Source organism: Pasteurella testudinis DSM 23072, assembly GCF_900176075.1.
GTDB lineage: Bacteria > Pseudomonadota > Gammaproteobacteria > Enterobacterales > Pasteurellaceae > Chelonobacter > Chelonobacter testudinis.
Genome location: NZ_FWWV01000001.1, coordinates 254793 through 279615 on the forward strand (window position 1 = coordinate 254793; position 24823 = coordinate 279615).

General features: G+C 48.9%; 24 protein-coding genes. 21 read left to right on the plus strand and 3 right to left on the minus strand.

Annotated elements, in window-relative coordinates; translation table 11 throughout:
* Window positions 1-66: 66 nt before the first annotated feature.
* The 15 genes from mrdA (at window position 67) to B8880_RS01190 (ending at window position 16387) form a co-directional block, all read left to right on the plus strand.
* A complete protein-coding gene (gene mrdA, locus B8880_RS01120; protein ID WP_084255470.1) occupies window positions 67-1962 on the plus strand; it encodes a penicillin-binding protein 2 in 1896 nt (631 codons plus the stop codon).
* Complete coding sequence (gene rodA, locus B8880_RS01125) at window positions 1959-3074, plus strand: rod shape-determining protein RodA (RefSeq protein WP_084255472.1); 1116 nt, start codon at window positions 1959-1961, stop codon at window positions 3072-3074. The genes mrdA and rodA overlap by 4 nt, the downstream gene beginning before the upstream one ends.
* A 32-nt stretch (window positions 3075-3106) precedes the next feature.
* The gene (locus B8880_RS01130; RefSeq protein WP_084255474.1) at window positions 3107-4060 is read left to right on the plus strand and encodes a septal ring lytic transglycosylase RlpA family protein; all 954 of its coding nucleotides are present in this window, start codon (window positions 3107-3109) and stop codon (window positions 4058-4060) included.
* Between the two features lie 19 nt (window positions 4061-4079).
* A complete protein-coding gene (locus tag B8880_RS01135) occupies window positions 4080-5267 on the plus strand; it encodes a D-alanyl-D-alanine carboxypeptidase family protein (protein WP_084255476.1) in 1188 nt (395 codons plus the stop codon).
* A gap of 123 nt (window positions 5268-5390) precedes the next feature.
* The gene (ybeD, locus tag B8880_RS01140; protein ID WP_084255477.1) at window positions 5391-5657 is read left to right on the plus strand and encodes a DUF493 family protein YbeD; all 267 of its coding nucleotides are present in this window, start codon (window positions 5391-5393) and stop codon (window positions 5655-5657) included.
* Between the two features lie 41 nt (window positions 5658-5698).
* Window positions 5699-6412, plus strand: coding sequence for a lipoyl(octanoyl) transferase LipB (gene lipB, locus B8880_RS01145; protein WP_084255479.1), 714 nt, complete (start codon window positions 5699-5701; stop codon window positions 6410-6412).
* Window positions 6413-6428: 16 nt separating this feature from the next.
* Entirely contained in the window at window positions 6429-7391 is a 963-nt protein-coding gene (gene lipA / locus B8880_RS01150; protein WP_084255665.1) for a lipoyl synthase, read from the plus strand.
* 326 nt (window positions 7392-7717) lie between these two features.
* Window positions 7718-9130, plus strand: coding sequence for an ammonia-forming nitrite reductase cytochrome c552 subunit (gene nrfA / locus B8880_RS01155; RefSeq protein WP_084255666.1), 1413 nt, complete (start codon window positions 7718-7720; stop codon window positions 9128-9130).
* A 91-nt stretch (window positions 9131-9221) separates the two neighbouring features.
* Complete coding sequence (gene nrfB, locus B8880_RS01160) at window positions 9222-9842, plus strand: cytochrome c nitrite reductase pentaheme subunit (protein WP_084255480.1); 621 nt, start codon at window positions 9222-9224, stop codon at window positions 9840-9842.
* Window positions 9839-10516 carry a cytochrome c nitrite reductase Fe-S protein gene (nrfC, locus tag B8880_RS01165; RefSeq protein WP_084255482.1) on the plus strand — a complete coding sequence of 226 codons (678 nt, stop codon included), beginning with the start codon at window positions 9839-9841 and terminating at the stop codon, window positions 10514-10516. Before nrfB ends, nrfC begins: the two co-directional genes overlap by 4 nt.
* Window positions 10513-11475, plus strand: a complete 963-nt coding sequence (gene nrfD / locus B8880_RS01170; protein ID WP_084255484.1) for a cytochrome c nitrite reductase subunit NrfD — start codon at window positions 10513-10515, stop codon at window positions 11473-11475. The genes nrfC and nrfD overlap by 4 nt, the downstream gene beginning before the upstream one ends.
* A 91-nt stretch (window positions 11476-11566) precedes the next feature.
* Window positions 11567-13495, plus strand: coding sequence for a heme lyase CcmF/NrfE family subunit (locus B8880_RS01175; RefSeq protein ID WP_084255486.1), 1929 nt, complete (start codon window positions 11567-11569; stop codon window positions 13493-13495).
* Complete coding sequence (locus B8880_RS01180) at window positions 13489-14043, plus strand: DsbE family thiol:disulfide interchange protein (RefSeq protein ID WP_084255488.1); 555 nt, start codon at window positions 13489-13491, stop codon at window positions 14041-14043. The genes B8880_RS01175 and B8880_RS01180 overlap by 7 nt, the downstream gene beginning before the upstream one ends.
* 1 nt (window position 14044) lies before the next feature.
* A complete protein-coding gene (nrfF, locus tag B8880_RS01185) occupies window positions 14045-15094 on the plus strand; it encodes a heme lyase NrfEFG subunit NrfF (protein ID WP_084255489.1) in 1050 nt (349 codons plus the stop codon).
* A 51-nt stretch (window positions 15095-15145) separates the two neighbouring features.
* Window positions 15146-16387, plus strand: a complete 1242-nt coding sequence (locus B8880_RS01190) for a BaiN/RdsA family NAD(P)/FAD-dependent oxidoreductase (protein ID WP_244165582.1) — start codon at window positions 15146-15148, stop codon at window positions 16385-16387.
* Window positions 16388-16462: 75 nt separating this feature from the next.
* Here B8880_RS01190 and B8880_RS01195 read toward each other — a convergent pair whose 3' ends face one another.
* Together B8880_RS01195 and B8880_RS01200 are read right to left on the minus strand one after the other, a co-directional pair.
* Window positions 16463-18238, minus strand: a complete 1776-nt coding sequence (locus B8880_RS01195) for a DUF3413 domain-containing protein (RefSeq protein WP_084255491.1) — start codon at window positions 18236-18238, stop codon at window positions 16463-16465.
* A gap of 40 nt (window positions 18239-18278) precedes the next feature.
* Window positions 18279-18500, minus strand: coding sequence for a DUF1414 domain-containing protein (locus B8880_RS01200; protein ID WP_084255493.1), 222 nt, complete (start codon window positions 18498-18500; stop codon window positions 18279-18281).
* Between the two features lie 157 nt (window positions 18501-18657).
* Here B8880_RS01200 and yejK point away from each other — a divergent pair, with 157 nt between their 5' ends.
* Together yejK and bamE are read left to right on the plus strand one after the other, a co-directional pair.
* Window positions 18658-19716: a nucleoid-associated protein YejK gene (yejK, locus tag B8880_RS01205; RefSeq protein WP_084255494.1), complete on the plus strand. Its 1059-nt coding sequence runs from the start codon at window positions 18658-18660 to the stop codon at window positions 19714-19716.
* Window positions 19717-19785: 69 nt separating this feature from the next.
* Window positions 19786-20205 (plus strand): outer membrane protein assembly factor BamE, encoded by a 420-nt coding sequence (gene bamE, locus B8880_RS01210; RefSeq protein ID WP_084255496.1) that lies wholly within the window; start codon window positions 19786-19788, stop codon window positions 20203-20205.
* Window positions 20206-20278: 73 nt separating this feature from the next.
* Here bamE and ampD read toward each other — a convergent pair whose 3' ends face one another.
* Window positions 20279-20842 carry a 1,6-anhydro-N-acetylmuramyl-L-alanine amidase AmpD gene (ampD, locus tag B8880_RS01215; RefSeq protein WP_084255668.1) on the minus strand — a complete coding sequence of 188 codons (564 nt, stop codon included), beginning with the start codon at window positions 20840-20842 and terminating at the stop codon, window positions 20279-20281.
* A gap of 116 nt (window positions 20843-20958) precedes the next feature.
* Here ampD and B8880_RS01220 point away from each other — a divergent pair, with 116 nt between their 5' ends.
* The 4 genes from B8880_RS01220 to B8880_RS01235 are packed head-to-tail and all read left to right on the plus strand — an operon-like array spanning window position 20959 to window position 24819.
* Complete coding sequence (locus B8880_RS01220; RefSeq protein WP_084255497.1) at window positions 20959-21411, plus strand: prepilin-type N-terminal cleavage/methylation domain-containing protein; 453 nt, start codon at window positions 20959-20961, stop codon at window positions 21409-21411.
* A 27-nt stretch (window positions 21412-21438) separates the two neighbouring features.
* A complete protein-coding gene (locus B8880_RS01225; protein ID WP_084255499.1) occupies window positions 21439-22911 on the plus strand; it encodes a GspE/PulE family protein in 1473 nt (490 codons plus the stop codon).
* Window positions 22892-24091, plus strand: a complete 1200-nt coding sequence (locus B8880_RS01230; RefSeq protein WP_084255501.1) for a type II secretion system F family protein — start codon at window positions 22892-22894, stop codon at window positions 24089-24091. Before B8880_RS01225 ends, B8880_RS01230 begins: the two co-directional genes overlap by 20 nt.
* Window positions 24091-24819 carry a prepilin peptidase gene (locus tag B8880_RS01235; RefSeq protein ID WP_084255503.1) on the plus strand — a complete coding sequence of 243 codons (729 nt, stop codon included), beginning with the start codon at window positions 24091-24093 and terminating at the stop codon, window positions 24817-24819. Before B8880_RS01230 ends, B8880_RS01235 begins: the two co-directional genes overlap by 1 nt.
* Window positions 24820-24823: the final 4 nt, after the last annotated feature.

Consider the following 24823-nt stretch of genomic DNA (forward strand, 5'->3'; position numbering starts at 1 on the left):
TTTACATTTTTCGGGTATAAATATTAAGCCAAATATGAAAAGCGCAAATAAAACAGTTAATTAAAGATGGTAAAAGAGATTATTCGGGACAATAAAGCGGAGCAGAACCTGTTTTTACGGCGGGTGCTGGTGGCGTTTATCGGCGTTTTAATCTTGCTTTCGCTGTTGTTGCTGAATATTTATCATCTGCAAGTGAAAGATTATGAGAATTATCAAACCCGCTCTAACGGCAACCGGATTAAACTGTTGCCGGTCGCCCCGACACGCGGTTTGATTTATGATCGTAATAACAAAGTGTTGGCGGAGAATCTCACCTTTTTTGGCTTATATATTGTGCCGGAAAAAACCGAGAATCTGCAGCAGACTTATGATGAATTGCGTCGGGTTGTCGGTTTGACCGATGACGATATTGATGCGTTTACCAAAGAGCGGCGCAGGAATTCACGTTATACGCCGATCTTGTTGAAAGCCGATTTGACCGAAGAACAGATTGCCCGTTTTTCGGTGGATCAGCACCAGTTTCCCAGCTTGGAAATCAGACCGTATTTTAAACGGCATTATCCTTATGGTGACGATTTAACCCATATTTTGGGCTATGTGGCAAAAATTAACGATAAAGATGTCGAACGCTTAAAAGACGAAGAAAAATTGGCGAATTACGCCGGAACGCATGATATCGGCAAGCTGGGCATTGAGCGTTATTATGAGGATCAATTGCACGGTGAAGTCGGTTTTGAAGAAGTGGAAGTCAACAACCGTGGCAAGGTGATCCGCACTTTGCGCCAGCAGCCGGCGGTGTCGGGCAAGAGTATCAAGCTGACAATCGATCTGGAATTGCAACGCTATGTCCGTCAGCAACTGGAAGGGCGGCGCGGTGCGGTGGTGGTGCTTGATCCGCGCGATAACAGCGTGTTGGCGATGGTGTCCAGTCCGAGTTATGACAACAATCTGTTTGTCGGTGGCATCTCGTCCGCCAATTATAACAGCTTGTTAAATGATCCCGATCGCCCACTGTACAGCCGCACGACGCAAGGCGCTTTTCCACCGGCATCGACGGTGAAACCGTTTATTGCGGTGGCGGCGTTGCAGGACGGGATTATCACGACCAACAGCACGATTTACGATCCGGGCTATTGGGTTTTGCCGGGCACTGAGCGCCGTTATCGCGATTGGTTAAGAAGCGGACACGGGCGGTTGAATTTAAACAAGGCGATTATGGAATCGGCGGATACCTATTTTTACCAATTGATTTACGATATGGGGATCAACCGTTTTTCCGAATGGATGAAACGCTTCGGTTTCGGTATGCCGACGGGGATTGATATCCGAGAGGAAACCAGCGGGGTGATGCCGACGCGCGAATGGAAGCAGCAACGCTATAAAAAACCATGGGTGATTGGTGATACCATTCCGGTCGGAATCGGGCAGGGATATTGGACGGCAACGCCGTTACAGGTAACCAAAGCATTGAGTGTGTTGATCAATAACGGCAAAGTATATACACCGCACTTTATGCAGGAAATTATCGGCAATGAAATTGAACCCTATCGTGATCCGAAACTGTATGAAGATATTAGCGGCGTACCGCAAGCCTATTGGAATGCCGCTAAAACCGGCATGTACAGTGTGTTGTACGGCAGTAGCGGCACGGCTAAAAAAGCGTTTGCCAATATGTCTTATTTGGCGGCGGGCAAATCCGGTACGGCGCAGGTATTCGGCTTGAAAGAAAATCAAAAGTATGATGCCTCCAGTTTGGCAGCGCATTTGCATGATCATGCCTGGTTTATTTCCTATGCACCGTATAATAACCCGACTATCGCACTGTCGGTGTTTCTGGAAAATGCCGGTGGCGGTTCCAGTCAGGCGGCGCCATTGGCACGCTCGATTATGGATCATTATTTATTGAAAATGGGGAATTTGCAGCAAAGTGCGGTTGCAACGGATAGCGAGAGTATGCCATGAGTGAAGAAAAACATTTTTTCGGTACGCTTTGGCAGCGTTTCCACTTGGATTTTTTACTGTTGCTCGGCTTACTGACGATTAGCGGTTATGGTTTGGTGGTGTTGTATAGTGCTTCCGGCGGTAGTGAAACCATGTTTCGTAGCCGTATCATTCAAATTTCATTGGGATTTGCCGTGATGCTGGTGATGGCGCAATTGCCCTTGCGTTTTTATGAAAAAATCGCGCCTTATTTATATATTATTGCTGTCTTGATGTTGGTGCTGGTCGATTTAATCGGTACGACCAGTAAAGGAGCGCAACGTTGGCTGGATTTGGGACTGTTTCGTTTCCAGCCGTCAGAGATTGCCAAATTGTCGGTGCCATTGATGGTGGCAACCTATTTGGGGCGGCAAAAATTACCGCCGACATTGGCTAACACCTTGATTGCTTTGGTGATGATTTTTGTGCCGACAGTGCTGGTTGCGATCCAGCCCGATTTGGGAACGTCGATTTTAGTTAGCGCCTCCGGCATATTTGTTGTATTCTTAGCCGGTATGAGTTGGCGGCTGATTGCGGTTGCGGTGGTCGGACTGGCGGGATTTATTCCGGTGATGTGGTATTTTCTGATGCACGACTACCAGCGGACGCGCGTGATGACGTTGCTTGATCCGGAATCGGATCCGTTAGGGGCAGGGTATCATATTATCCAATCCAAAATCGCTATCGGTTCCGGCGGCTTGTTCGGCAAGGGCTGGATGCAAGGTACGCAATCGCAATTGGAATTTTTACCGGAGCCGCATACCGATTTTATTTTTTCGGTTCTGAGTGAAGAGCACGGAATGGCAGGCGTGTTGGCGCTGTTGGCTATTTATATGTTTATTATCATTCGAGGATTGATAATTGCCGCTAAGGCGCAAACCGCGTCGGGCAGAATTTTAGCAGGTGCAATCACCTTAATCTTTTTTGTATATATTTTCGTTAATATCGGAATGGTGAGCGGAATTTTACCGGTAGTCGGTGTTCCCTTGCCGCTAGTGAGTTATGGCGGAACGTCGTTTGTGACCTTGATGGCCGGTTTCGGCTTGATTATGTCAATTTACAGCCACAAACGCCGCCTGACGCATTTTAGATAAACAGACACTAACGTCAAAATAGGAATTTTTTTATGACATTTTTAAAATCAACCATTTATGGCTGTTTAATGATGTTTGCTGTAACAATGAACGTACAGGCCGCAACTTCAACTCAAAATTTGTTTGGTGTGAGCGGTCCCAAGCAATTAAAAACGACAACCCAAGCAGCCAAAAGCCAGACTTATACGGTGAAAGGAAAAACGTATAAAACCATCAATCGGGAAAACGCAAAAGAATATTCGATGACCGGAACGGCAAGCTACTATGGCGGCAAATTTAACGGACGTAAAACCGCAAGCGGAGAAATTTATAATGAAAATTTGATGACCGCCGCACACAAACGTCTGCCGATCCCGTCGTATGTTTTGGTGACCAATGTTAAAAACGGACGGCAGGTGGTGGTGCGCATTAATGATCGCGGTCCGTTTGTCGGCGATCGTAAAATTGACTTGTCCAAAGCCGCAGCCAAGGAGTTAGGCATGTTGAATAAAGGTACGGCACAGGTCAAAATGGAAGTGGTGCACGTTGATAAGAACGGTAACATCAGCGGCCCGGGCGGTGAGAAATTGACTCAACTGGCGAAAAATAAAAGTTTGCCATTGCCAAAAGCCAATGAAAATGCGAAACCAGAAGTGCAAATCGCCAAAGCCAAGCCAAATGCAACCCCAACAACCGGTACGGTTGTTGGGAACAGCACCGATTTGGTTACGGCAAGTAGCGGACATAAACCGGTAACCTTGAAAAATGAGCCGGATAATCTGGCTTACGAGTTACAAAGCGTTAATCTGGACAGCGATGACAAAGCCAAAGCGTTGATTGCACAATTGTCGATGAAGAATGTCAACAGCGAAATCATTAAAGAAGGCAAAAACTTCAAAGTGAAATTCGGCCCGCTTGATTCGCGGGAAAAAGTGAACCAATTAAAAACGGAATTGGTGCAAAACGGTCAACATGACAACATTTTATATTCTTATCATGCCCAATAATTAAAGGATCGGCTTTACTATGTTTTATGGACGTAAATTGAAAACAACCCTGCTGGCAACGGCGCTGCTGACCGCGGCATCGGCTTTTGCCGCAAACGAAGCGACTATTGAGTTTAATGTGGCGGCGCCGCAGTTAAATGCGCAAACTTATATTTTGATGGACTATCATACCGGAGCGGTATTGGCAGCCAAAGATCCGGATCAGCGCCAAGCGCCGGCCAGCCTGACTAAAATCATGACCAGCTATGTGGTCGGTGATGCAATTAAGCAAGGTAAGATTCGCAATGACGATATGGTGACCGTCAGCGAAAACGCTTGGGGCAGAAATTTCCCGGGTTCTTCAAAAATGTTTTTGAACGTCAATCAACAAGTGAGCGTCAGTGATTTGAATCACGGTATTATCATTGCCTCCGGCAACGATGCCTGCGTTGCCATTGCCGAACATATTGCCGGTACCGAGCAAAACTTTATCAATATCATGAACCAATATGTGCAGAAGTTCGGCTTGCAAAATACCCGTTTTGCTACGGTGCACGGCTTGGACGCGGAAAACCAATATTCTTCAGCCAGAGATATGGCGATTATGGCATCGCACATGATCCGTGATTTGCCGGAAGAGTATGCGATTCATTCACAAAAAGAGTTTACCTTTAACAAGATCAAACAGCAGAACCGCAACGGCTTGTTATGGGATAAAACCTTAAAAGTCGATGGGGTGAAAACCGGCCATACCGATCAAGCCGGTTATAATCTGGTGTCTTCTGCGGTGGACGGAAATACCCGTTTCGTGACGGTGGTGATGGGCGTACCGACGATTAAAGGGCGTGAAGTCGAAACCAAAAAACTGTTGCAGTGGGGTTTTAATAATTTCGAGACCTTAAAACCGTTAAATGCCGGCACTGTGGTTTCTGAACAAACGATTTATTACGGAAAAGAGAATAAAGCCAAATTAGGCGTGATTGAGGACGGCTATATCACTGTTCCGAAAGGCAAACAAGCCGATCTGAAAGCCCGTTACGAATTGACGCAAAAATATCTGGAAGCACCGTTGCAAAAAGGCGATGTGGTCGGACAGGTGATCTATCAGTTGGACGGAAAGGACGTGGCGAAAATTAATCTGCAAGTATTAGAACCGGTTGAAGAAGCCGGCTTCTTCGGCAAGATTATCGACTGGATTATCTTGACTGTGAAAAGCCTGTTTAGTTAAGCCTTGAAATCGGCGTGATGAGTCCCATCTATAAACCATTAAATATAAACTATCAAAAAATCCCTGCCAGGCAGGGATTTTTAATTAATTCATTGAAATAACAAAGAGAGATAAGGAAATAAAATGGAAAAAACGAAATTACACGAACTGCTGGAATTCCCGTGCGATTTTCCCTACAAAGTGATGGGCTTGGCGCATCCGGAATTGCAAGACAAAGTGTTGGCAGTGGTGCAAAAACACATTCCCGGCGACTACGCCCCGACCATTAAACCGAGCAGCAAGGGCAATTATCACTCCGTTTCCATTATGGTGCGCGCCGACAATATCGAGCAGATCGAAACCTTATATAAAGAGTTGGCGGAAATTGATATCGTCAAAATGGTACTGTAAACCGATAACAAGCCAAAAGTGCGGTCAAAGAGGGAAGAAAAATGCAACAGCTTGCAACGCAGTTAGTCGTGCGCCAATTGGGCGTTCAACCTTACGAAACGGTCTGGCAGCAAATGCAGCAGTTTACCGACAGCCGCAGTGACCGCACTTTAGATGAAATCTGGCTGGTGCAGCATCCGGCGGTGTTTACCCAAGGGCAAGCGGGCAAGGCGGAGCATTTGTTGCAGCGTTCGTCGATTCCGGTGGTGCAGTCGGATCGCGGCGGACAGATTACCTATCATGCGCCGGGGCAGCAAGTGATGTATGTGCTGCTCGATATTAAGCGTAAAAAAGCGCAGAGCGGAAACGATTTCAGTGTCAGGGATTTGGTTTCGGCACTGGAAAATTGCGTCGTGGCGACGTTAGCGGATTACGGCATCAAGGCTTATCCGAAAGCCGATGCGCCGGGCGTGTATGTTGACGGGCGTAAAATCTGCTCGTTAGGGTTGCGCATTCGGCGCGGCTGTTCGTTTCACGGCTTGGCGCTGAACATCAACATGGATTTGACGCCGTTCAATTATATTAATCCGTGCGGTTATGCCGGCTTGGAAATGTGTCAATTGAGCGAATTAATCGCTGATCAGACTTTACTTTGCGAGCAGGTTGCCCCACAATTACTGCAACATTTTATTAACGTAATGGACTACCGCCAGATCAGCTATTTGGACGGCCAAACAGACAAGCTCCAGCCTCAGACTGAAACTGAAAATGGATAACAAATCGAGTGTAGCAATGGGTAAACCTTTTAAAATGGAACGCGGTGTGAAATACCGTGACGCCGCCAAAACCTCAATTATTCCGGTTAGAAATATCAATCCTGATCAAGAATTATTGCCGAAACCGGCATGGATGAAGATTAAATTACCGGCAAGTTCGGCTAAAATTGACAGCATCAAAAATGGAATGCGTCGCCATGGCTTGCATTCGGTATGTGAAGAAGCAAGTTGTCCGAATTTGCACGAATGCTTTAACCACGGTACGGCAACCTTTATGATTTTAGGGGCGATCTGTACCCGCCGTTGCCCGTTCTGCGATGTGGCGCACGGCAAACCGCTGCCGCCCGATCCGGATGAGCCGAAAAAACTGGCTGAAACCATTCAAGATATGAAATTGCGTTATGTGGTGATCACCTCCGTCGATCGCGATGATTTGCCGGATCGCGGTGCAGGACATTTTGCCGACTGCGTGCGCGAAATTCGCAAGCTCAACCCGAATATCAAGATTGAAATTTTAGTGCCGGATTTTCGCGGCAGAATCGAACAAGCATTGGATAAATTAAAAGACAATCCGCCGGATGTGTTTAACCACAATTTAGAGAACGTGCCGCGTTTATATCGTGAAATACGCCCGGGCGCCGATTATCAATGGTCATTAAAATTACTGCATGATTTCAAGCTGATGTTCCCGCATATTCCGACCAAATCAGGTTTAATGGTGGGTTTAGGCGAAACAAACGAAGAAATTCTCGAGGTGATGCAAGATTTACGCAGCAACGGTGTGACCATGCTGACTTTGGGGCAGTATTTGCAGCCAAGCCGTCATCACTTGCCCGTGGCACGCTATGTGCCGCCAAGCGAGTTTGATATGATGCGTGAGAAAGCCGAGGGTATGGGGTTTGAACATGCCGCCTGCGGTCCGTTCGTCCGCTCTTCTTACCATGCTGATTTACAGGCACAAGGCATGGAAGTGAAATAACCGTTACTTATTGATCATACTGATAATAATTAACCGCACTTGGGTTGCAATGCGCAACAAAAGTGCGGTTTTTTTATACTTTGGAGGTACTCATTTAGAGGTATTTTATCGGGGAAATTTGATCAAGAACAAGTATCGCGAATATATCTATGCAAAAAACAAGGGTATTTGCTAATTTACTCTCGAAGAACTTTAAATGATTACTGAAATGTTATCACGTCATTAAGCCATTGGTATGGCATTTCAAATCGAATTCTTGTGGGAAAGTCTCTACGGAGGAAATTATCGTGAATATTGCAAAACAAAAATTAACCTCGCTATTCGGCATGGTTGCATTAATTGGCGGCGGCTGGTTGGCGGCACAAAGTGCGGTAGCAGAGGAACAAAAAACAGAAGCAAATCCAAAAGTGGTTATCCAGTCTAACAATCAGCAGTTTGCTGAGAAATATCCGCTGCAATTCAATACTTGGTCGGCGACCTCGGAATCCGATGAACTGGTTTCCGCATTGGAAGAAGATCCTCGCTTGGTCGTACTTTGGGGCGGTTACCTTTTTTCTCACGATTACAACAAACCGCGCGGACACTTTTATGCGATTAAAGACGTGCGTGAAATTTTGCGTACCGGCGCGCCGACCGGTCCTGACGACGGGCCGCAACCGATGGCGTGCTGGACTTGTAAAGGCCCGGATGTGCCGCGTTTGATTGCGGAATGGGGTGAAGACGGCTATTTCAGCGGCAAATGGGCGAAAGGTGGGGCTGAAGTGGTCAATTCTATCGGTTGCGCCGACTGTCACGACACGACTTCGGCGGATTTTGCCGCAGGCAAACCGGCGTTAAGAATCGCGCGTCCGCATGTGTTGCGTGCGCTGGATAAAATCGGCGAGCCGTTTGCCAATTTGGATAAAACCGATCAACGTGCGGCGGTCTGCGCCAACTGCCATGTGGAATATTACTTTGCCGGTGATACCAAGGCGGTGACGTTCCCATGGGATAAAGGAACGTCAGTTGATAAAATCGAAGAATATTATGACGAAATCGGTTTTCATGACTGGATTCACTCGCTTTCCAAAGCGCCGATGTTGAAAGCGCAGCATCCGGATTTTGAAATCTGGTCTGCCGGTATGCACGGCAAAAACGGGGTGACCTGTATCGACTGCCATATGCCGAAAGTACAAACCGCCGACGGCAAAGTGTTCACCGATCACAAAATCGGCAATCCGTTCGATGCCTTTGAAAGCACCTGCGCCAATTGCCATGATCAAAGCAAAGAAAAATTGCGTGAGATCGTGACTTCACGCAAACATGAAGTCAAGGACGTGATGATCCGTTTGGAAGATCAACTGGTGAAAGCACACTTTGAAGCCAAAGCAGCGTGGGACGCCGGCGCAAACGAAGATGAAATGAAAGCGGCACTGCAAGATATCCGTCATGCGCAATGGCGTTGGGACTATGCGGCAGCCAGCCATGGCGGTTACATGCATGCGCCGGATGTGATGTTGCGCGTGTTAGGCACGGGCTTGGATAAAGCCGGTGATGCGCGGGTGAAACTGGCTCGTGTCCTGAGTGCGCACAATGTCAACCAACCGATTGCCATTCCTGATATTTCGACCAAAGCAAAAGCGCAGGCGGTCATGGGAATTGACTACGAAAAAGAGAAAAAAGCGAAAGATGAATTCTTGAAAACCCTTGTACCTCAATGGGATAAAGAAGCCAAAGCAAAAGGCTTAATTAGCGAATAATGGCAGTTTGCACCGCACTTTGATGATGTGGACAGAGGTTCAAAGTGCGGTCAAAGACCATAAATAACCATACAGAATTGAGGAAAAGATTATGAGGGGAAATATTCTCAACGCTATCAAAATGGTAGCTGTTTTGGCGGCCGGATTATTGGCGACCAATATTTCGCTGGCGGATACGGCGAAAAGTGCGGTGCAAAACAGTGGTGCGGGTGAGCTGACTTATCAGCCGCAGCTGGAAAATCAGCGCGATCCGAACAAATATTGTGCGCAATGTCATAAGTTTAATGACGAACAATTTCATGGTATCCATTTAAGCAAAACCAATCCGTCAACGGGAAAACCGATTAACTGTGTCAGCTGTCACGGCAATATTTCGGAAGATCACCGGCGCGGCGTGAAAGACGTGATGCGTTTCCACAGTGATATTTTTGACGGTAAAACACCAATGTACAGCGTACAAGAGCAGAATCAAGTCTGTTTCTCTTGCCACCAGCCGGAGAAATTGCGCGAAAGCTTATGGGCGCACGATGTGCATGCGATGAAACTGCCGTGTGCCAGCTGCCATACCTTGCACCCGCAAGCGGATCCGATGCAGGGAATTGCACATAAAGATCAAGTGAAACTGTGTGTTGATTGTCACGGTAAGCAACAAGCGTTGTTAGAAACCAAAACCAACCCGCAACCTGTGATTCAGGATAAGGAGAAAAAATGAGTTGCTCACGCCGAAACTTTGTTTCCGGCATGGGGGCTGGGGCTCTTATCCTGATGACCGGAAAACCCGCACAAAGTCTGGCTCAGACTTTGACGATTAATGATGTACGTTATGGTATGTTGCATGACGAGAAGCTCTGTATCGGCTGTACCGCCTGTATGGACGCTTGCCGTGAGGTGAATAACGTACCTGAAGGGGTATCGCGTCTGGAAATCATTCGGGGAGAACCGCAAGGGGAATTTCCTGACGTAACCTATGAGTTTTACCGTCATTCTTGCCAACATTGTAGCAACGCACCTTGCGTTCATGTCTGCCCGACCGGCGCTTCGTTTATCGATGAAGCAACCGGCATTGTTGATGTGAAAGCGGATCTTTGTGTCGGTTGCCAGTATTGCATTGCCGTGTGTCCGTATCGGGTGCGTTTTATCCACCCGGAAACCAAAGCCGCTGATAAATGCAACTTCTGCCGCGATACCAATTTGGCAAAAGGGCGGTTACCGGCTTGCGTTGAAGCTTGTCCGACCAAAGCCTTGACCTTTGGCGATTTGGACGATCCAAACAGTGAAATCTCGCGTCAAATTCGGCAGAAACAGGTTTATCAAACCAAGGTAGAGTTGGGAACGAAACCGAATTTGTATCATGTGCCGGCTAAAGTTGGGGAGATCAGACGATGAACAGTCCATTCCACTTCCCGTCGTTAGTATGGGACGAAATTATTGCGATTTACCTTTTCCTGTTGGGCATTTCTGCCGGCGCAACTTTGCTGGCGGTGCTGCTAAAACGCAGTGCAGTCTTGGAAGGAAGCGACGTCAGCCGTAACAGTGTGATTCGCAGTGCCGCCGTTATTGCGCCGCTCAGCCTGATTATCGGCTTGACCATTTTGATTTTCCATCTGACCAAACCGTGGACATTCTGGCTGTTGATGTTTAATTATCAACCGCAGTCGGTGATGTCAATGGGGGTAATGCTATTCCAAGTGTATATGCTGTTCCTGTTCCTGTGGTTGGCGATTGTGTTTAAGCATCTGCTTGCCGACTGGATTAACCGCTATATTCCGGCATTGGGCTTTGTGAAGAAAATCATTAATCTAGCGGAAAAAGCCACCAATCCGATTGAGTTGATCCTGATTCTGTTATCGGTGTTGCTGGGCGCTTATACCGGCTTCTTGCTGTCGGCGCTGGTCAGTTATCCGATGTTGAATAATCCGGTATTGCCGATTCTGTTTCTGGCTTCAGGCACGTCTTCAGGGATTGCCGCGCTGTTGCTGGCGGCGGTTTGGTGTTGCCGTGAATCGACGCATTCCGCCTCAATTTCATTTTTGCACAAGTTTGAAACGCCGGTGGTATTGCTGGAAATCTTCCTGCTGTTTGCCTTCTTTGTCGGGTTGTATTTCGGCGGCGGGCAAAAAACGGTGTCGATGGTGACGGCAATCGGCGGCGGCTTCTGGTCTTGGGTGTTCTGGATCGGAGTGGTGCTGATCGGTTTGGTTTTGCCGTTAGTCTTGAATGCCTGCGCCGGAGATGCTATAAAACACAAAAAAGGGTTTATTATTTTCACTGCCCTGTGTACGCTGTTCGGGGTTTTCTGCCTGCGCTTCTTTGTCCTTTATACCGGACAAATGACGCTGGCATAACGGCAACGTTGATACCAAGCGGGATTAATCCAGAGGAGTCCCGCTTTTTTATTCGCTGGAAATCAATTTATCGGGTGAGAAAAACGACACTATGCTTCCGGAAATCGGCTATTTAGCCTTGCTTGCCAGCTTGCTGACCGCACTTTTGCTGTTGGCGCTGCCGTTTTTAGCCAAACGCTATCCCGTTTTGCCGCTGCTCAAGCTGTTATCGGCGTTGCTGTTTTTATTTGCCCTCAGTGCGATCAGCATGTTGGCGTACAGCTTTGTGCAAGATGATTTTTCAGTGCTGTATGTGGCGGCGCATTCCAACAGTGAATTACCGCTGTTGTTTAAAGTGGCGGCGACTTGGGGCGGACACGAAGGTTCGATGTTGTTCTGGCTGGTCACGCTTTCCCTCTGGACTTTTCTGTTTGCCTGTTGCGGTCAAAAGACGGAAGTGCGCTTTAAAGCGACGGTTATTGCCGTGCTGGCCTTGATTTACAGCGCATTATGCCTCTATACCTTGATGTTATCCGACCCGTTCGAACGTTTTTTCCCCGCACCGTTTCAGGGACGGGATTTGAATCCGATGTTGCAGGATATCGCCTTGGTCTTTCACCCGCCGTTGCTTTATCTGGGCTATGTCGGCTTTGCGTTGAATTTCGCCTTATCGCTGGCAACGCTGTTATTGCAGACCGAAGCGCAAGTGTTCGCCCGCCACAGCCGCACTTGGGCGTTGCTCAGTTGGGGCTGGCTGACGTGCGGCATCGTGTTGGGCGCTTGGTGGGCATATTATGAATTGGGCTGGGGCGGCTGGTGGTTCTGGGATCCGGTGGAAAACGCCTCATTGATCCCGTGGCTGTTGGGGTTGGGCTTGATCCACAGCCTGATTGCGACCCAGCGGCAGGGCTTGTATCCTTACTGGAGTTTACTGTTATCACTGTTGGCATTTTCCGCCTCGCTGCTCGGTACGTTTATCGTGCGCTCCGGTGTTATCACCTCGGTACACGCCTTTTCCATCGATCCGTCGCGCGGTTACGCCTTGTTGGCGATGTTTTTTGTGTTCAGCGGCTTCGGTTTGGCTATTTTTGCTTTCAAAGCCAAACCGGCGCACTCGCCACGCCGTTGGCGGTTGTGGTCGCAAGCAACCGGCTTGCTGTTGCTGAATATCCTCACTGCGATTGCCGCATTCAGCGTGCTGCTTGGTACTTTTTATCCGCTGCTGTTCAGCACCTTCGGCTTCGGTTCGATTTCGGTCGGTGCGCCGTACTTCAATACGATTTTTACACCGTTGGTCATTTTGTGTCTGGCGGTGATGTTACTGTGGCTGAACGGCGGTCTGCAAACGGCTTGGCGGCGCTATCTTTCCGGCTTTACCTTGGCACTCGCTAGCACGTTAGCCACTATTTTTTACAACCTGCAACAAGATCCGCACAACAGTTGGCAACTGTTACCGACGGTTTTTGTATTATTGGCGTTTTGGCTGCTGTTCAGCCTGTTTCTGTATGCGATTCGCGCTTATCAACAACGGCGCTTGCACACCGCACTTGCGATGTTGTTGGGGCACGGCGGCTTGGTGTTGGTGGTGATTGCCGCCATGATGAGCGGCTATTATTCCTCGGATTTGGGCGTGAAACTGGCGCTGGACGAAAGTGCGGAATTACACCGCTACCAATTTGATTTCCAAGGCATCGAATATCGCTTGGCGGCAAATTACACCACCGAAACCGCACTTTTGGCGGTCACTCATCACGCTGAACGGTTTATGTTGCAGCCTGAAAAACGCTTTTACGATATTCGCAACAGCATGATGAGTGAAGTGGCGATCAAAGCCGGTCTGCTGGGCGATCTGTATATTGTGATGGGTGATAAATCGGGTGATCGCTACGCATTCGGACTGCATTACAAGCCGTTGATTCAGTGGCTGTGGCTGGGCGGTATTTTCATGGCGCTGGCGGCGTTTTTTTCGATTGGTTTACGGCGTTTCGCACAGCGTTCAGCGACGGAGGCCGCAACGGAACAAGGAACGCGCTTATGTTAAAGCACCGTCTGAAACTGTTTTTGCCGTTGTTGGCGGTGGTGGCGCTAGCCGTGATGTTATTGCTTGGTTTGCAACGTGATCCGAACCAACTCAGCTTGGCACGTCAGGACAAAGCGCTACCGGCTTTTCAAGTAACGGATTTATTGCAACCGGCGGAATGGATTGACAACCGCACTTTGCCGCGACAACCGTTTTTGCTTAATGTATGGGGCAGTTGGTGCGCCAGCTGTCATGTGGAACATCCGTTTTTAATCGAATTAAAACAACAGGGTATACTGATTTACGGCTTGAATTATCGTGATAATCCGCAAGCGGCGCGGCAAATGTTAATCGGCAAAGGCAATCCGTTTGCACGGGTATTAAACGATCACGACGGCAGACTGGCATTGCAGCTCGGTGTCTATGGCGCACCGGAAACCTATTTGATTGACGGCGATGGCATTATCCGCTTCCGTTACGCCGGCGAGCTGAATCCGCAGGTGTGGCAGCAGCAATTTGCGCCGTTGTTGGCGCAATTCGGCGTAAAAGCAGGGGAGAAGGAGAAATAAGATGTGGCGTCAATTCAGTCTGTGGCTATTGCTGTGTTTCTCGTTTTCACTGTCGGCGGAAATTGTCGATACCTATGCGTTTCAGTCGCCGGAAGTGCGAGCAAGAGCGGTTAACCTGGCGAAATCACTGCGCTGTCCGCAATGTCAGAATCAAAATTTGGTCGAATCCAATTCACCAATCGCTTATGATTTGCGGCTTGAAGTCTATAAAATGGTCGATGCCGGTGACAGTGATCAGCAAATTATCGAACAGATGACCGCCCGTTTCGGCGATTTCGTGCGTTACGATCCGCCGTTTAAAACCACCACTTTGTTGCTTTGGCTCACGCCTTTTGTGCTGTTGATTCTGGCGTTGGGCGGGGTTTGGCACAATCAGGCAGCAAAAAAATCCCATTTGCAAGCGCAAACAACGCCGGATATTGCCATTCAAAACAAATTGGAAAGTGCAGGGCAAAGTGCGGTTAACACGTCTGCCAACGTATTGCATCTGACGGTGTTGCCGCTGTTGATTGTGCTAAGTGCGGTATTGATTTACGCCGCCGGTCCGCGCTATGCAGCGTTACAGCAAGGCGTATCCGCACCGCGTGACGTGATTCAAAGCAGCGTAGAACGCGGGCAACAACAGACGCTTGAGCAGCTGCAACATGCGCTGAGCGCCGATTACAACAACGGTGAAAACTGGTATCAATTGGGCTTGCTATATCTGCAAAGCGAGCAATATGCCAATGCGCTGGAGTCGTTTTCACGCGCCGAATATCTACTCGGCGCACGCAGCGAACTGCTCGCTTCCGCCGCCACCGCACTTTACTATCAAAGCGGACAAAAACTGAACGACAAAGCCAAATCGTGGCTGGCATTGGCGTTGCAGCAAGAGCCGCAGCAGAGGCAAGCCTTATCCCTGCTCGCTGCCGATGCTTTTGCGCAGGGGGACTATCGGCAAGCCGCACAACACTGGCGCCGGATTTTGGCGAGTAACAGCGCCGATTTGGATCGGCGCAATGTGATCCAAAATTTACAAGCGGCGGAAATGTTGGGCAAGATGCAACCTTAAGTTGAAAATTGCGCTATAATCGCTTTTTTAAATTGACCGGATATCGCCGACATGATGCAAATCAGTGCTGCCAACCCTTCTCCCGACCACTATCACGACACCATTATCATCGGCGCCGGTGCGGCCGGTTTATTTTGCGCCGGACGGCTGGGGCAGGCGGGCAAATCGGTGTTGGTGCTGGATAACGGCAAAAAGATCGGGCGCAAAATTTTAATGGCGGGCGGCGGTTTTTGCAATTTCACCAACTTAGAGGTGACGCCGCAGCACTATCTCAGCCACAACCCGCACTTTGTCAAATCGGCACTGGCACGTTACAACCAATGGGATTTTATTGCGCTTGTGGCGGAACACGGCATTGCGTATCACGAAAAGGAGTTGGGGCAGCTGTTTTGTGACAACAGTTCGCAGGATATCGTCGATCTGCTGCTGAACGAATGCCGCAAAGGCAACGTCGAAATCGCTTTACGCCAGCAAGTGCAAGCGGTTGAGCGGCTTAGCGATCCGCAAGCTGCGCAAGTGCGGTTTCGGGTGCAACGCAACGGCGAGTGGTTGGCTTGCCGCAATCTGGTGATCGCGAGCGGCGGCTTATCCATGCCGGCACTGGGCGCCAGCGCATTCGGTTATAAAGTGGCGGAGCAGTTCGGCTTAAAGGTGATTTCGCCGCGCGCTGCGTTAGTGCCGTTTACTTGGCGCGAGCAGGATAAAGCCTATGCACAATTGGCAGGTGTTTCGCTGGCGGTGAATGTCGCTGCGCAGTCCGGCAACGCCTTTCACAATCAAATGCTGTTTACTCACCGCGGACTTTCCGGTCCGGCAATGTTGCAAATTTCTAACTATTGGCAGCCGAAGCAAACGCTGACAATCGATCTGTTACCGACGGAAAATATCAGTGATTACCTGCAACGGCTGCGGCGACAATCGCCTAATTTACAGCTGAAAACCGCACTTTCGCGCGTGCTGCCGAAACGCTTGGTGGAATTATGGCTGGAATTGCAACAGTTTGACGATCAAGCGCTGGCGCAATTGTCGAAAGTGCGGTTACAACAGCTGCAACAGTTGATCCATCATTGGCAATTTGATCCCAACGGCACGGAGGGGTATCGCACCGCCGAAGTGACGTTGGGCGGCGTGGACACCGCTGCGATTTCCTCGAAAACCATGCAGGTGAACGATATTGCCGGTCTGTATTTTATCGGCGAAGTGCTGGACGTTACCGGTTGGCTCGGCGGTTACAATTTCCAATGGGCGTGGAGCTCGGCTTATGTCTGTGCCGAGGCGATTGCGGCGGAATAGCGCCGGATAGTAATAGCAAAAATGCGGTTGAAAATAATTTAACCACACTTTTGTCCTTTTATTTAATGCTAATGCTTAATCCAACAAGAAATTACGATCTCGGTTAAACAGTTGTAGGAACAGTGCCAGCGGCGGTTTGGCGGAGTCGATTTGCTGGTATTGGGCGTTGTATTCTTTGTAATCCCCTTGCGAGTCGATGTGATATTGTTCGCCGTTGGCGGTAACAATTACGTTCCAACGCTGATTGGCGACCAGCACCCAGTCGTCGCTGTGCTGTAAGTCGAACAGATCGTTGCCTTGCGTATAATCCTGCTGCGGGTTTTCCACTTGGAACAGCTGCTGCATCACCGTCGGCACTAAATCCATTTGTGAAGAGATTTTGCTGATTTTTTGCGGCGTTTGTTGCGGTAATGCTATTAATAGCGGCACTTGGATTCGATCCCGCCCGAAATAGTTCTGGTTGCGGTTGTTTTCCGTATGGTAGGAATAGCCTTGATCCGCCGTGACGATCACCACCGTATTGTCTAACCCTTTTTGTTGCAGCCCTGCCAAAACCTGTGTCAGTTGGCGATCGATCTCCTGCAATTGCAAACGGTAATACTGCTGCTGCGCCTCAGGATCTTGCGCCGGATAATTCGCCATCACACCCAAGAGATCATATTGCAGATAGCTGAACCAAACCTTGTCGCTCTGCTGTTGATACCAATCTAGCCACTGTTTGGTACTTTGCTGATTGGAGCCGTTGAAGTTTAACCGTTGTTGTTGGAACAAAGAGCGGTTGTACAGCGGCGATTTCAGCGGTGCAGTGACAAACAGCCCGAATTGATACTGCAATTGCTGCATGCGTTCAATCCACACCGACGGCGCTCGTTGGCTGAGCAGGCTGTCGAAATAGTTGGCGTTCAAACCGTAAAACAGTCCGACCAGCGCCATATTCGGGTTGTTGCCGCCGCTGTAAGCATTTTCAAAATCTAAGGTTTGCTGGCGGAAAGCCGCTAAAGAAGGCATATCCTCGGCGCGGATCGCGTCGTGGCGTAAGCCGGAAATATTGATCAGCAGGATATTCGGCTTTTCGTCGCTTGCAGCGTGCGGACTATAACGCAGCGCTTGTTTCGGGTAGTTCAAATACGGCGCATCAACCCGACCGCTGCTGTTGACCTGCTCCGAGTAGGTGTCGCGGTTTAACAATTGGTTTTTTTCCAAGAAGGTGCGTGCGGTCATCGGGTAAGAGAGCGGTAAATTGGCCTTTTGTACCGTAATCGGGCGATAAAAATAGGCATCTGCCCAAGCATACAGCAGGTGGGAAGCGATAAAGCAGAACATCAGAAAATAAGCGGCTTTGCGAATCCATTTTTGCCGTTCCAGACTGCGCAGTTTCTCCCATGCCCAACGGGAAAACAGCATAACAATCAGGAAGATCAGCGGCATCGGCACGAAAAAGCGTTCCCAGTTGCGTGCCAAATCGCCGTTATCGGGGTTGATTAAGATATTCCACACCAAGAAAGACAAATGCAGGTGAAAACGGTTGAAAATTTCGGTGTCCAGCAACAGCAGGGTTAAGCCGATGGTGGATAACACCACGCCGACGGCGCGGAAAGTATACGGATTTTTGATGATAAAACTGAGCGGAAACAGAATCAGTAAATACAGGGCGAAGACGATGAAGCTGAAATGTCCGAGAATATTCAGAAAGAAATAGACCTTGCCGATTAAGGTCGCCGGCCAATCGGCGATAAAGGCGTAACGGGAGCCGATTAAAATCGCAACGATAATATTAAAGAACGCAAACCAATGTCCCCACGCAATTTTTTGTGAGGTGGCTTCCCAATATTGTCTTGGAATTTTCAGCATATCGTTGCCTGCCTATGATCTGCGCAAGGGAAAAGTGCGGTTATGCGCGCGGTTTTAAGGAGTGTTGTAAGGCGCTGCAAAAAGCGTCCGCCAGCGCCTGCTGCTGGTTGCGCCCGACACTGGATTGCAAGAGATTGGTGACCGTATTGCCTAATGCCATCAACGAAAGATCAACCGAAGCCTGATGTTTTTCCAACACCGCCGCCAAATCGTTGAGCAGGGCTTGCACTTGTTGATCGCTGTATTTTGATTGTGTTGCCATAAATTCAACCCTCTCGCTTGGTTAATGTGGTGTCTAATCGCGTGTGATTCGGATATCTTGCGAATGTTAGCATATTTTTTACGTTACCGCTAAAAAAGCTGTCGCCAATTGGTTATAATGGCGCTTGTTTTGACACAAAAAATTAACGGACGATGAAATGAGTATAGAAGTTAAGCAAATTATCCTACACCAGCTTTATTTGACGGATAATCGGGACGGCACTGAGCCAAATATGGCTGGGAATGAAGCCGACAGCGCCAACAAACAGTTGAGCACCCGTCTGCGTTCGCAATTGCTGCCGGTCAATGCCGAGATTCAGCAGATGATGTTGCAGCTGCACCAAAATTATCAAAGCAAAGCGTTAGCTTACGGCGTGTTTAAAGGCGAATCGCAATTTGCCCGTCAGTTGAACCGTTTTTTGGAAAATGACTTGGATTTTCTCGATTTCAGTCAGCAAAGTGCGCAGAATTTGGCGCGCGAACTCAGCAAATATGTGTTTGCCGACAGCGGTACTTTTATTTTGTGCCAATATACCTTTTTGGCAACCGATTACCTGTTTATCGCCCTGCTCGACAGCCGCCACAGTATGCTGGTGGACGAAGAACTGGACATTCAGCAAACCTCCTATCTGAATATTCAGCAGTATGATATCGCCGCGCGTTTGAATCTGACCGAATTGACGCTCTCGGCGTCTTCCGATCGCTATTTAAGTTTTATCAAAGGGCGGGTCGGGCGCAAAGTATCGGATTTCTTTATGGATTTTTTAGGCGCAGACAGCGGTTTTGATCCGAAACAGCAGAATTTGACCTTGTTGCAGGCGGTGGATGATTTTTGCCAACAGGGCGAATTGGACAGCAAACAGATTCAAGAAGTGAAAAAACAGGCGTTCGATTACTGTAAAGGGCAATTAAAAGTCGGTGAGGAGATTGTTGTAACGGAACTTTCCGATACCTTACCGAGTCTAAACCAGCAGAATTTCAGCCAATTCAGCCAAGAACAGGCGTATGATCTGGCGGAGAGCTTTCCGCCGTTGTCGGGGGCGCTGAAATCGTTGACCAAATATTCCGGGTCAGGCAAAGGTGTGACGTTGAGCTTTGACGCTGCGTTATTAAATGAGCGGATTTTTTGGAACGAAGAAAATGACAGTTTAACAATTAAAGGTTTGCCGGCGAATTTGCGCGATCAACTCCAGCGCTTTGCTAAGCTACAATCTTAAATGTATTGGCATTTTTACCAACTTTAGGTATCATCCATAACAATTCATAATAAAAAGGTAGAAAAAAACATGAGATTGAAATCTGTTTTAACGGTTCTGTTGGTCAGTATCAGTGTGACGTCATGCTCTTTATATAACAAGCTGGTTTACCGTATCGACGTGCCGCAGGGCAACTATCTGCAAGCCGAGCAAGTGGCGCAGTTGCAAAACGGTATGACACCGGTGCAGGTGCAATATTTATTGGGAACACCGATGTTGACTGATCCGTACAGCAGTTACACTTGGTATTATGTTTATTTACAACAAAAAGGTTACGAAGATCCGCAACAACATACCTTAACCGTGAATTTCAGCCAACAAGGGGTGGTCAGCGATTTCCATTTGGATAAACCGTTGCCGGAAAATCAAAATTCAGATATTAAGCCGCTGGAACTGGAAGACAGCAAAAGCTGGTGGCAATCAGTGAAAGATTTTTTCAGTTTTTCATAATAGACTGATTTTCATTATAAATTGATAGACAGCAGAAATCCGTTATGAGTGATCATAGTGGATTTTTTCGTTTTCAAATGGCCGGCAGTCCGGCAAAATAGCGTTGCCAATCAAAATATTTGCCCGGATCAATTTTTCGTCCCGGGGAGATATCGCTATGTCCGACGATCCGCTCTTGGTTGATTTGCGGGTAAGTTTGCATAATCAAAGCGGTCAGGTGCTGCAAAGTGCGGTATTGTTCGTCACTGAACGGCTGATTGTCCGATCCTTCCAACTCGATACCGATCGCAAAATCATTACATTTTTCCCGTCCCTGAAAGCAAGATAAACCGGCGTGCCAAGCACGATCAGCAAAGCTGACATATTGGGTCACTTCGCCCGAACGATTAATTAAACAGTGGGCGGAAACCCGTTGTTGGTAAATTTCGGCAAAATAGGGGTGGGCGTTCGGGTCGAGTCTGCCTTGAAAAAAACGATCGATAAAATCGCCGCCGAACTGTTCCGGCGGCAGGCTGATGTAATGAATCACCAACAATGAAATATCGTGAATATCCGGACGTAAGTCAAAGTGCGGTGACCGCACTTTGCGCACCGGATTCAGCCAGCCGCTGCTGATTTTTTGCGGGGTCAAAATCATATTTTGCGATCTCGCTTCCAATTATTTTTGCGTTGCTAGATTTTGCTATTCTCCTTTGCCATGCTGACGCTGTCAATTTTTTACTAGTGACAACGCAAAGATAAAAGGAAAAAACAATGACTAAATTCAACCTGAAAAGCAGCTTTAAACAGGGGTTCACCCTCGTCGAATTGATGATCGTGATTGCGATTATCGCCGTGCTTGCCACCATTGCCGTGCCCTCCTACCAAAGTTATACCCGTAAAGCGGCGCTCTCCGAGCTGTTGCAGGCCTCAACGCCCTATCGCGGCGAGGTGGAACTGTGCATTTACAGCACCGGCGCGGTGACGAATTGCAGCGGCGGCAGCAATGGGATTCAGGCGGACAAAAGTGCAGAGAATAAATCGAAGTATATTAAAACCATTACCACGGCCGGCGGTAAGATCAGTGTGAGCGGTAGAGGCAGTTTGGAAAATTACGGCTATACCCTCACTGCAAGCGGCGGCAATGGCAGCGAAATCAGTTGGACAGTGGCGTGCACAGCACCGAATTCAGACATTACGATTTTTCCGTCCGGCTTCTGTTCATAACGGCTTGACTGACGGCAGGAAAACGCCATGGATCTAATCAGTATTGACGGACAACGGTTTACACTTGACGAGGCATTACGCCAGCGCAACTGCCGCGATCAAGCGTTGTTGTTGCGCTATTTCGCCTTGCCGCTGCAAGAAGACGAAAGCCGCTTGTGGTTGGGGCTGGATTCGTTGGATAATCTCAACGCCTGTGAAGTTTTTGCTTTTTTGTACGATAAAACGGTAGAGCCGGTGATATTGGCAAACAGCGTATTGAAAACCACACTTCAACAGATGACGGAACAGGCGTCTGGCGGGATCGGGCAAGTGCAGGATTATGCGCAGGCGGTATATCGCCACGAATTTCAGCCGTCGGCAGATGAAAGCAGTGATGAACCGGTGATCCAACTGCTGGAAAGCATTTTTGAGCAAGCACTGGCGCAACGGGCGTCGGATATTCATCTTGAACCGCTGGCACAGCGCCACAGCAAGGCAAATGCGCTGACAACACAGGCTGGCTTGCAAGTGCGTTTTAGGGTGGACGGCGTGTTGACGGTAGCGAAGCAGATCAGTGCCAATTTTGCCGAACGCCTGATTTCACGGGTGAAATTATTGGCGCATTTGGATATTGCCGAAAAGCGCCTGCCGCAAGACGGACGCTTTCAGTTTACCACGGCGTTTAATGATGTGCTGGATTTCCGTTTGTCGATTTTACCAACCCAACTGGGCGAAAAGGCAGTGTTGCGCTTGCAGCAAAATAAACCGGTGGAGCTGGCGTTTGCCGAATTGGGCATGACCGAACGGCAACAGCGCTGTTTCCAGCAGGCGTTGCAGCAACCGCAGGGCTTGATTTTGGTGACCGGTCCGACCGGCAGCGGCAAAAGCATTTCCCTCTATACCGCACTTCACAGCCTCAATCAGCCGGAAAAGCATATCGTGACCGCCGAAGATCCGATTGAAATCAGTTTGGACGGCATTGTGCAGACCCAAGTCAATCCGGCAATCGGATTGGATTTTAAGCAGTTGCTCAGAACGTTTTTACGCCAAGATCCGGACGTGATTATGTTAGGGGAGATCCGTGACGAAGAGAGTGCGATGATGGCGATCCGCGCCGCGCAAACCGGACATCTGGTGTTGTCCACGCTGCATACTAACGATGCCGAAGCGGCGATCGGACGTTTAAAACAGTTGGGGATCAAAGAGTATGAGCTGGAATCCTGCCTGCTGTTGGTGGTGGCACAACGCTTGCTGCGCCGTCGTTGCGCCTGTCGGCAAGCCGGTAAACAAGGCTGCGAAAAATGCCATCAAGGTTATCACGGGCGTATCGGCACATACCAATTTTTGCAACCGCACTTTGTTAATCTGCAAACCGATAACAACCGTCAAGATCCGCAAGAAATAGCGTATCGTTTGGATTTCGCCAGTTTGTATCAAAGCGGCATGGAAAAGGTGCGTTCGGGCGTGACCGATCTGCCGGAAATCCGACGTGTGTTGGGAGATGAAGATGGCGGAATTTAGTTGGCATGCGGTCAATCATCTGCAACGGCAGCAGAGCGGTACGATTCTGGCGAAGAATGCCGAACAGGCGAAAGTGCGGTTGCTGGCACGCGGTTTGCAGCAGGTGAAGGTGCGGCGCAACTGGCGTTTATCGACAAAAGTCAGGCAGGCTGAGATTGGCGAGTTAATGCAGCAACTGGCAATGCTTCTGCAAGCGGCATTGCCATTAAAATCGGGATTGGAGATGTTGCGGCACAACTGCCAAAACGAAAAATTGCAGCATTGGTTGCAGCAGTTGACACAGGGGATTGTCGGCGGCTATGCCTTTTCGCAGGTGCTGCAACAGTATCCGCACTTTTTAACTGATCGTGATCGGCAATTGATCAAAATCGGTGAAACCAGCGGACGGTTGGCACAAATTTGCCGCCAGATCGGCGAAGATAAAGCGAAAAAACTTGAATTACAGCGTAAGTTACAGAAAATTTTGCTCTACCCGCTGATGGTTTTGCTGATTTCATTCGGGTTGACCGTGCTGTTGCTGCTGTTTATCGTGCCGCAATTTGCCGAAATGTACCAACAAAATCAGCAGCAATTGCCGCTGTTCACCCGATTTTTACTGCAACAATCGCAGATTTTACAGCAATATGGCGGACGTTTGGCGCTGTTAGTTGCATTGCTGATTGGCGGCGGCGTACGGATTTATCGCCAACACGCCGGATTACGCCGCAAATTGTCGGCGCTATTGCAGCGACTACCGCTCTTTGGACGCTTGCAGCAGTTCAGTCTGATTGTCGATTCCAGCCGTAATTTGGCGTTAATGTTGCATGCCGGCATTCCGCTCAATCAAGCCCTGAGCACTTTTTTAGCGCCGCAGCAGCAGGAACAGCCGACCTTAATGCAGCAGGAGATCAGCCAAAGTTTGCAGCTGCTGCAACAGGGATATGCGTTTTCGCAGAGTGTCAGCAGCCGTTGGTTTCCGCAACAGGCGCAGCAAATGTTGCTGGTGGGCGAAAAGAGCGGTTGTTTGGGGCAGATGTTGCAGCATATCGCCGATAATTACCAGCGGCGGCTCGATCATCAGATTGATTTGCTGTCGCAGCTGCTCGAACCGCTGTTAATGCTGCTGATCGGCGCCTTGATCGGGGCGGTGATGTTGGGCATGTACCTGCCGATTTTCGATATGGGGGCGATGTTAGGCTAATGATAGTGAACCTGTTTTTGGCGGCGTTTTGCGCTTTGTTGATCGGTTGGCGGCTGCAACGTTATTTTGAACATTTTGCCGAGGAGTTTAACCGCACTTTACAGCAATACTATCAAGACTGCCATGCCGATGTGACGGCGCAGCCGCTCGCAGACGATTATCAGTGGTTGCCGCCGTTACGAAAGCGTTATTTTCGCTTGCTGCCGTTGGGCTTGGCGCTCGCAGCGTTGCCAATCGGTTATTTTCAGCCGGATTTTTTAAGCCTGCTCAGCCTGTTATGCTGGCTGGGATTGTTGATCGCAATCGGTGTGATCGATTTTTATTATCGCCTGATCTCGACCGCACTTTGCCAAGCGCTGTTACTGTTGGCGCTGTTTGGCGCATGGCAGGGAATCTGGGCGGTTTCTTTAGCGCAGAGTGTGCAAAGTTTGTTGATTGCGTTGGCGGTCAGCACGCTGTTTTACCAACTGAGCAAACGGCTATACCGCCGTGAAGTGTTCGGCGAAGGCGATTGTTGGCTGATCAGCGCACTTGCCGCGTTTTATCCGTGGCAGCAACTGCCGTTACTGCTGTTGTGCGCCAGTTTATTGACGCTGCTTGGGGCGTTGTGTGCTTGTGCCAGAGCGGTTTTCAGTCCGCAAGCATTGGGCGAGCAGGAGTTGCCGTTTGCACCGGCGCTGAATATTTCAGCGGTGCTACTGTTTTGCCACAATGCGACTTTGCTATAGCGTT

Excerpts from the sequence above, each read along its gene's own strand:
- nrfA (WP_084255666.1), top strand. The coding sequence starts at position 7,718 with ATGGTTGCATTAATTGGCGGCGGCTGGTTGGCGGCACAAAGTGCGGTA.
- yejK (WP_084255494.1), top strand. The coding sequence starts at position 18,658 with ATGAGTATAGAAGTTAAGCAAATTATCCTACACCAGCTTTATTTGACG.
- B8880_RS01225 (WP_084255499.1), top strand. The coding sequence starts at position 21,439 with ATGGATCTAATCAGTATTGACGGACAACGGTTTACACTTGACGAGGCA.
- rodA (WP_084255472.1), top strand. The coding sequence starts at position 1,959 with ATGAGTGAAGAAAAACATTTTTTCGGTACGCTTTGGCAGCGTTTCCAC.
- lipB (WP_084255479.1), top strand. The coding sequence starts at position 5,699 with ATGCAACAGCTTGCAACGCAGTTAGTCGTGCGCCAATTGGGCGTTCAA.
- nrfB (WP_084255480.1), top strand. The coding sequence starts at position 9,222 with ATGAGGGGAAATATTCTCAACGCTATCAAAATGGTAGCTGTTTTGGCG.
- B8880_RS01180 (WP_084255488.1), top strand. The coding sequence starts at position 13,489 with ATGTTAAAGCACCGTCTGAAACTGTTTTTGCCGTTGTTGGCGGTGGTG.
- nrfC (WP_084255482.1), top strand. The coding sequence starts at position 9,839 with ATGAGTTGCTCACGCCGAAACTTTGTTTCCGGCATGGGGGCTGGGGCT.
- nrfD (WP_084255484.1), top strand. The coding sequence starts at position 10,513 with ATGAACAGTCCATTCCACTTCCCGTCGTTAGTATGGGACGAAATTATT.
- B8880_RS01220 (WP_084255497.1), top strand. The coding sequence starts at position 20,959 with ATGACTAAATTCAACCTGAAAAGCAGCTTTAAACAGGGGTTCACCCTC.
- lipA (WP_084255665.1), top strand. The coding sequence starts at position 6,429 with ATGGGTAAACCTTTTAAAATGGAACGCGGTGTGAAATACCGTGACGCC.
- nrfF (WP_084255489.1), top strand. The coding sequence starts at position 14,045 with ATGTGGCGTCAATTCAGTCTGTGGCTATTGCTGTGTTTCTCGTTTTCA.
- B8880_RS01135 (WP_084255476.1), top strand. The coding sequence starts at position 4,080 with ATGTTTTATGGACGTAAATTGAAAACAACCCTGCTGGCAACGGCGCTG.
- mrdA (WP_084255470.1), top strand. The coding sequence starts at position 67 with ATGGTAAAAGAGATTATTCGGGACAATAAAGCGGAGCAGAACCTGTTT.
- B8880_RS01230 (WP_084255501.1), top strand. The coding sequence starts at position 22,892 with ATGAAGATGGCGGAATTTAGTTGGCATGCGGTCAATCATCTGCAACGG.
- B8880_RS01190 (WP_244165582.1), top strand. The coding sequence starts at position 15,146 with ATGATGCAAATCAGTGCTGCCAACCCTTCTCCCGACCACTATCACGAC.
- B8880_RS01130 (WP_084255474.1), top strand. The coding sequence starts at position 3,107 with ATGACATTTTTAAAATCAACCATTTATGGCTGTTTAATGATGTTTGCT.
- B8880_RS01235 (WP_084255503.1), top strand. The coding sequence starts at position 24,091 with ATGATAGTGAACCTGTTTTTGGCGGCGTTTTGCGCTTTGTTGATCGGT.
- B8880_RS01175 (WP_084255486.1), top strand. The coding sequence starts at position 11,567 with ATGCTTCCGGAAATCGGCTATTTAGCCTTGCTTGCCAGCTTGCTGACC.
- B8880_RS01195 (WP_084255491.1), bottom strand. The coding sequence starts at position 18,238 with ATGCTGAAAATTCCAAGACAATATTGGGAAGCCACCTCACAAAAAATT.
- ybeD (WP_084255477.1), top strand. The coding sequence starts at position 5,391 with ATGGAAAAAACGAAATTACACGAACTGCTGGAATTCCCGTGCGATTTT.
- B8880_RS01200 (WP_084255493.1), bottom strand. The coding sequence starts at position 18,500 with ATGGCAACACAATCAAAATACAGCGATCAACAAGTGCAAGCCCTGCTC.
- bamE (WP_084255496.1), top strand. The coding sequence starts at position 19,786 with ATGAGATTGAAATCTGTTTTAACGGTTCTGTTGGTCAGTATCAGTGTG.
- ampD (WP_084255668.1), bottom strand. The coding sequence starts at position 20,842 with ATGATTTTGACCCCGCAAAAAATCAGCAGCGGCTGGCTGAATCCGGTG.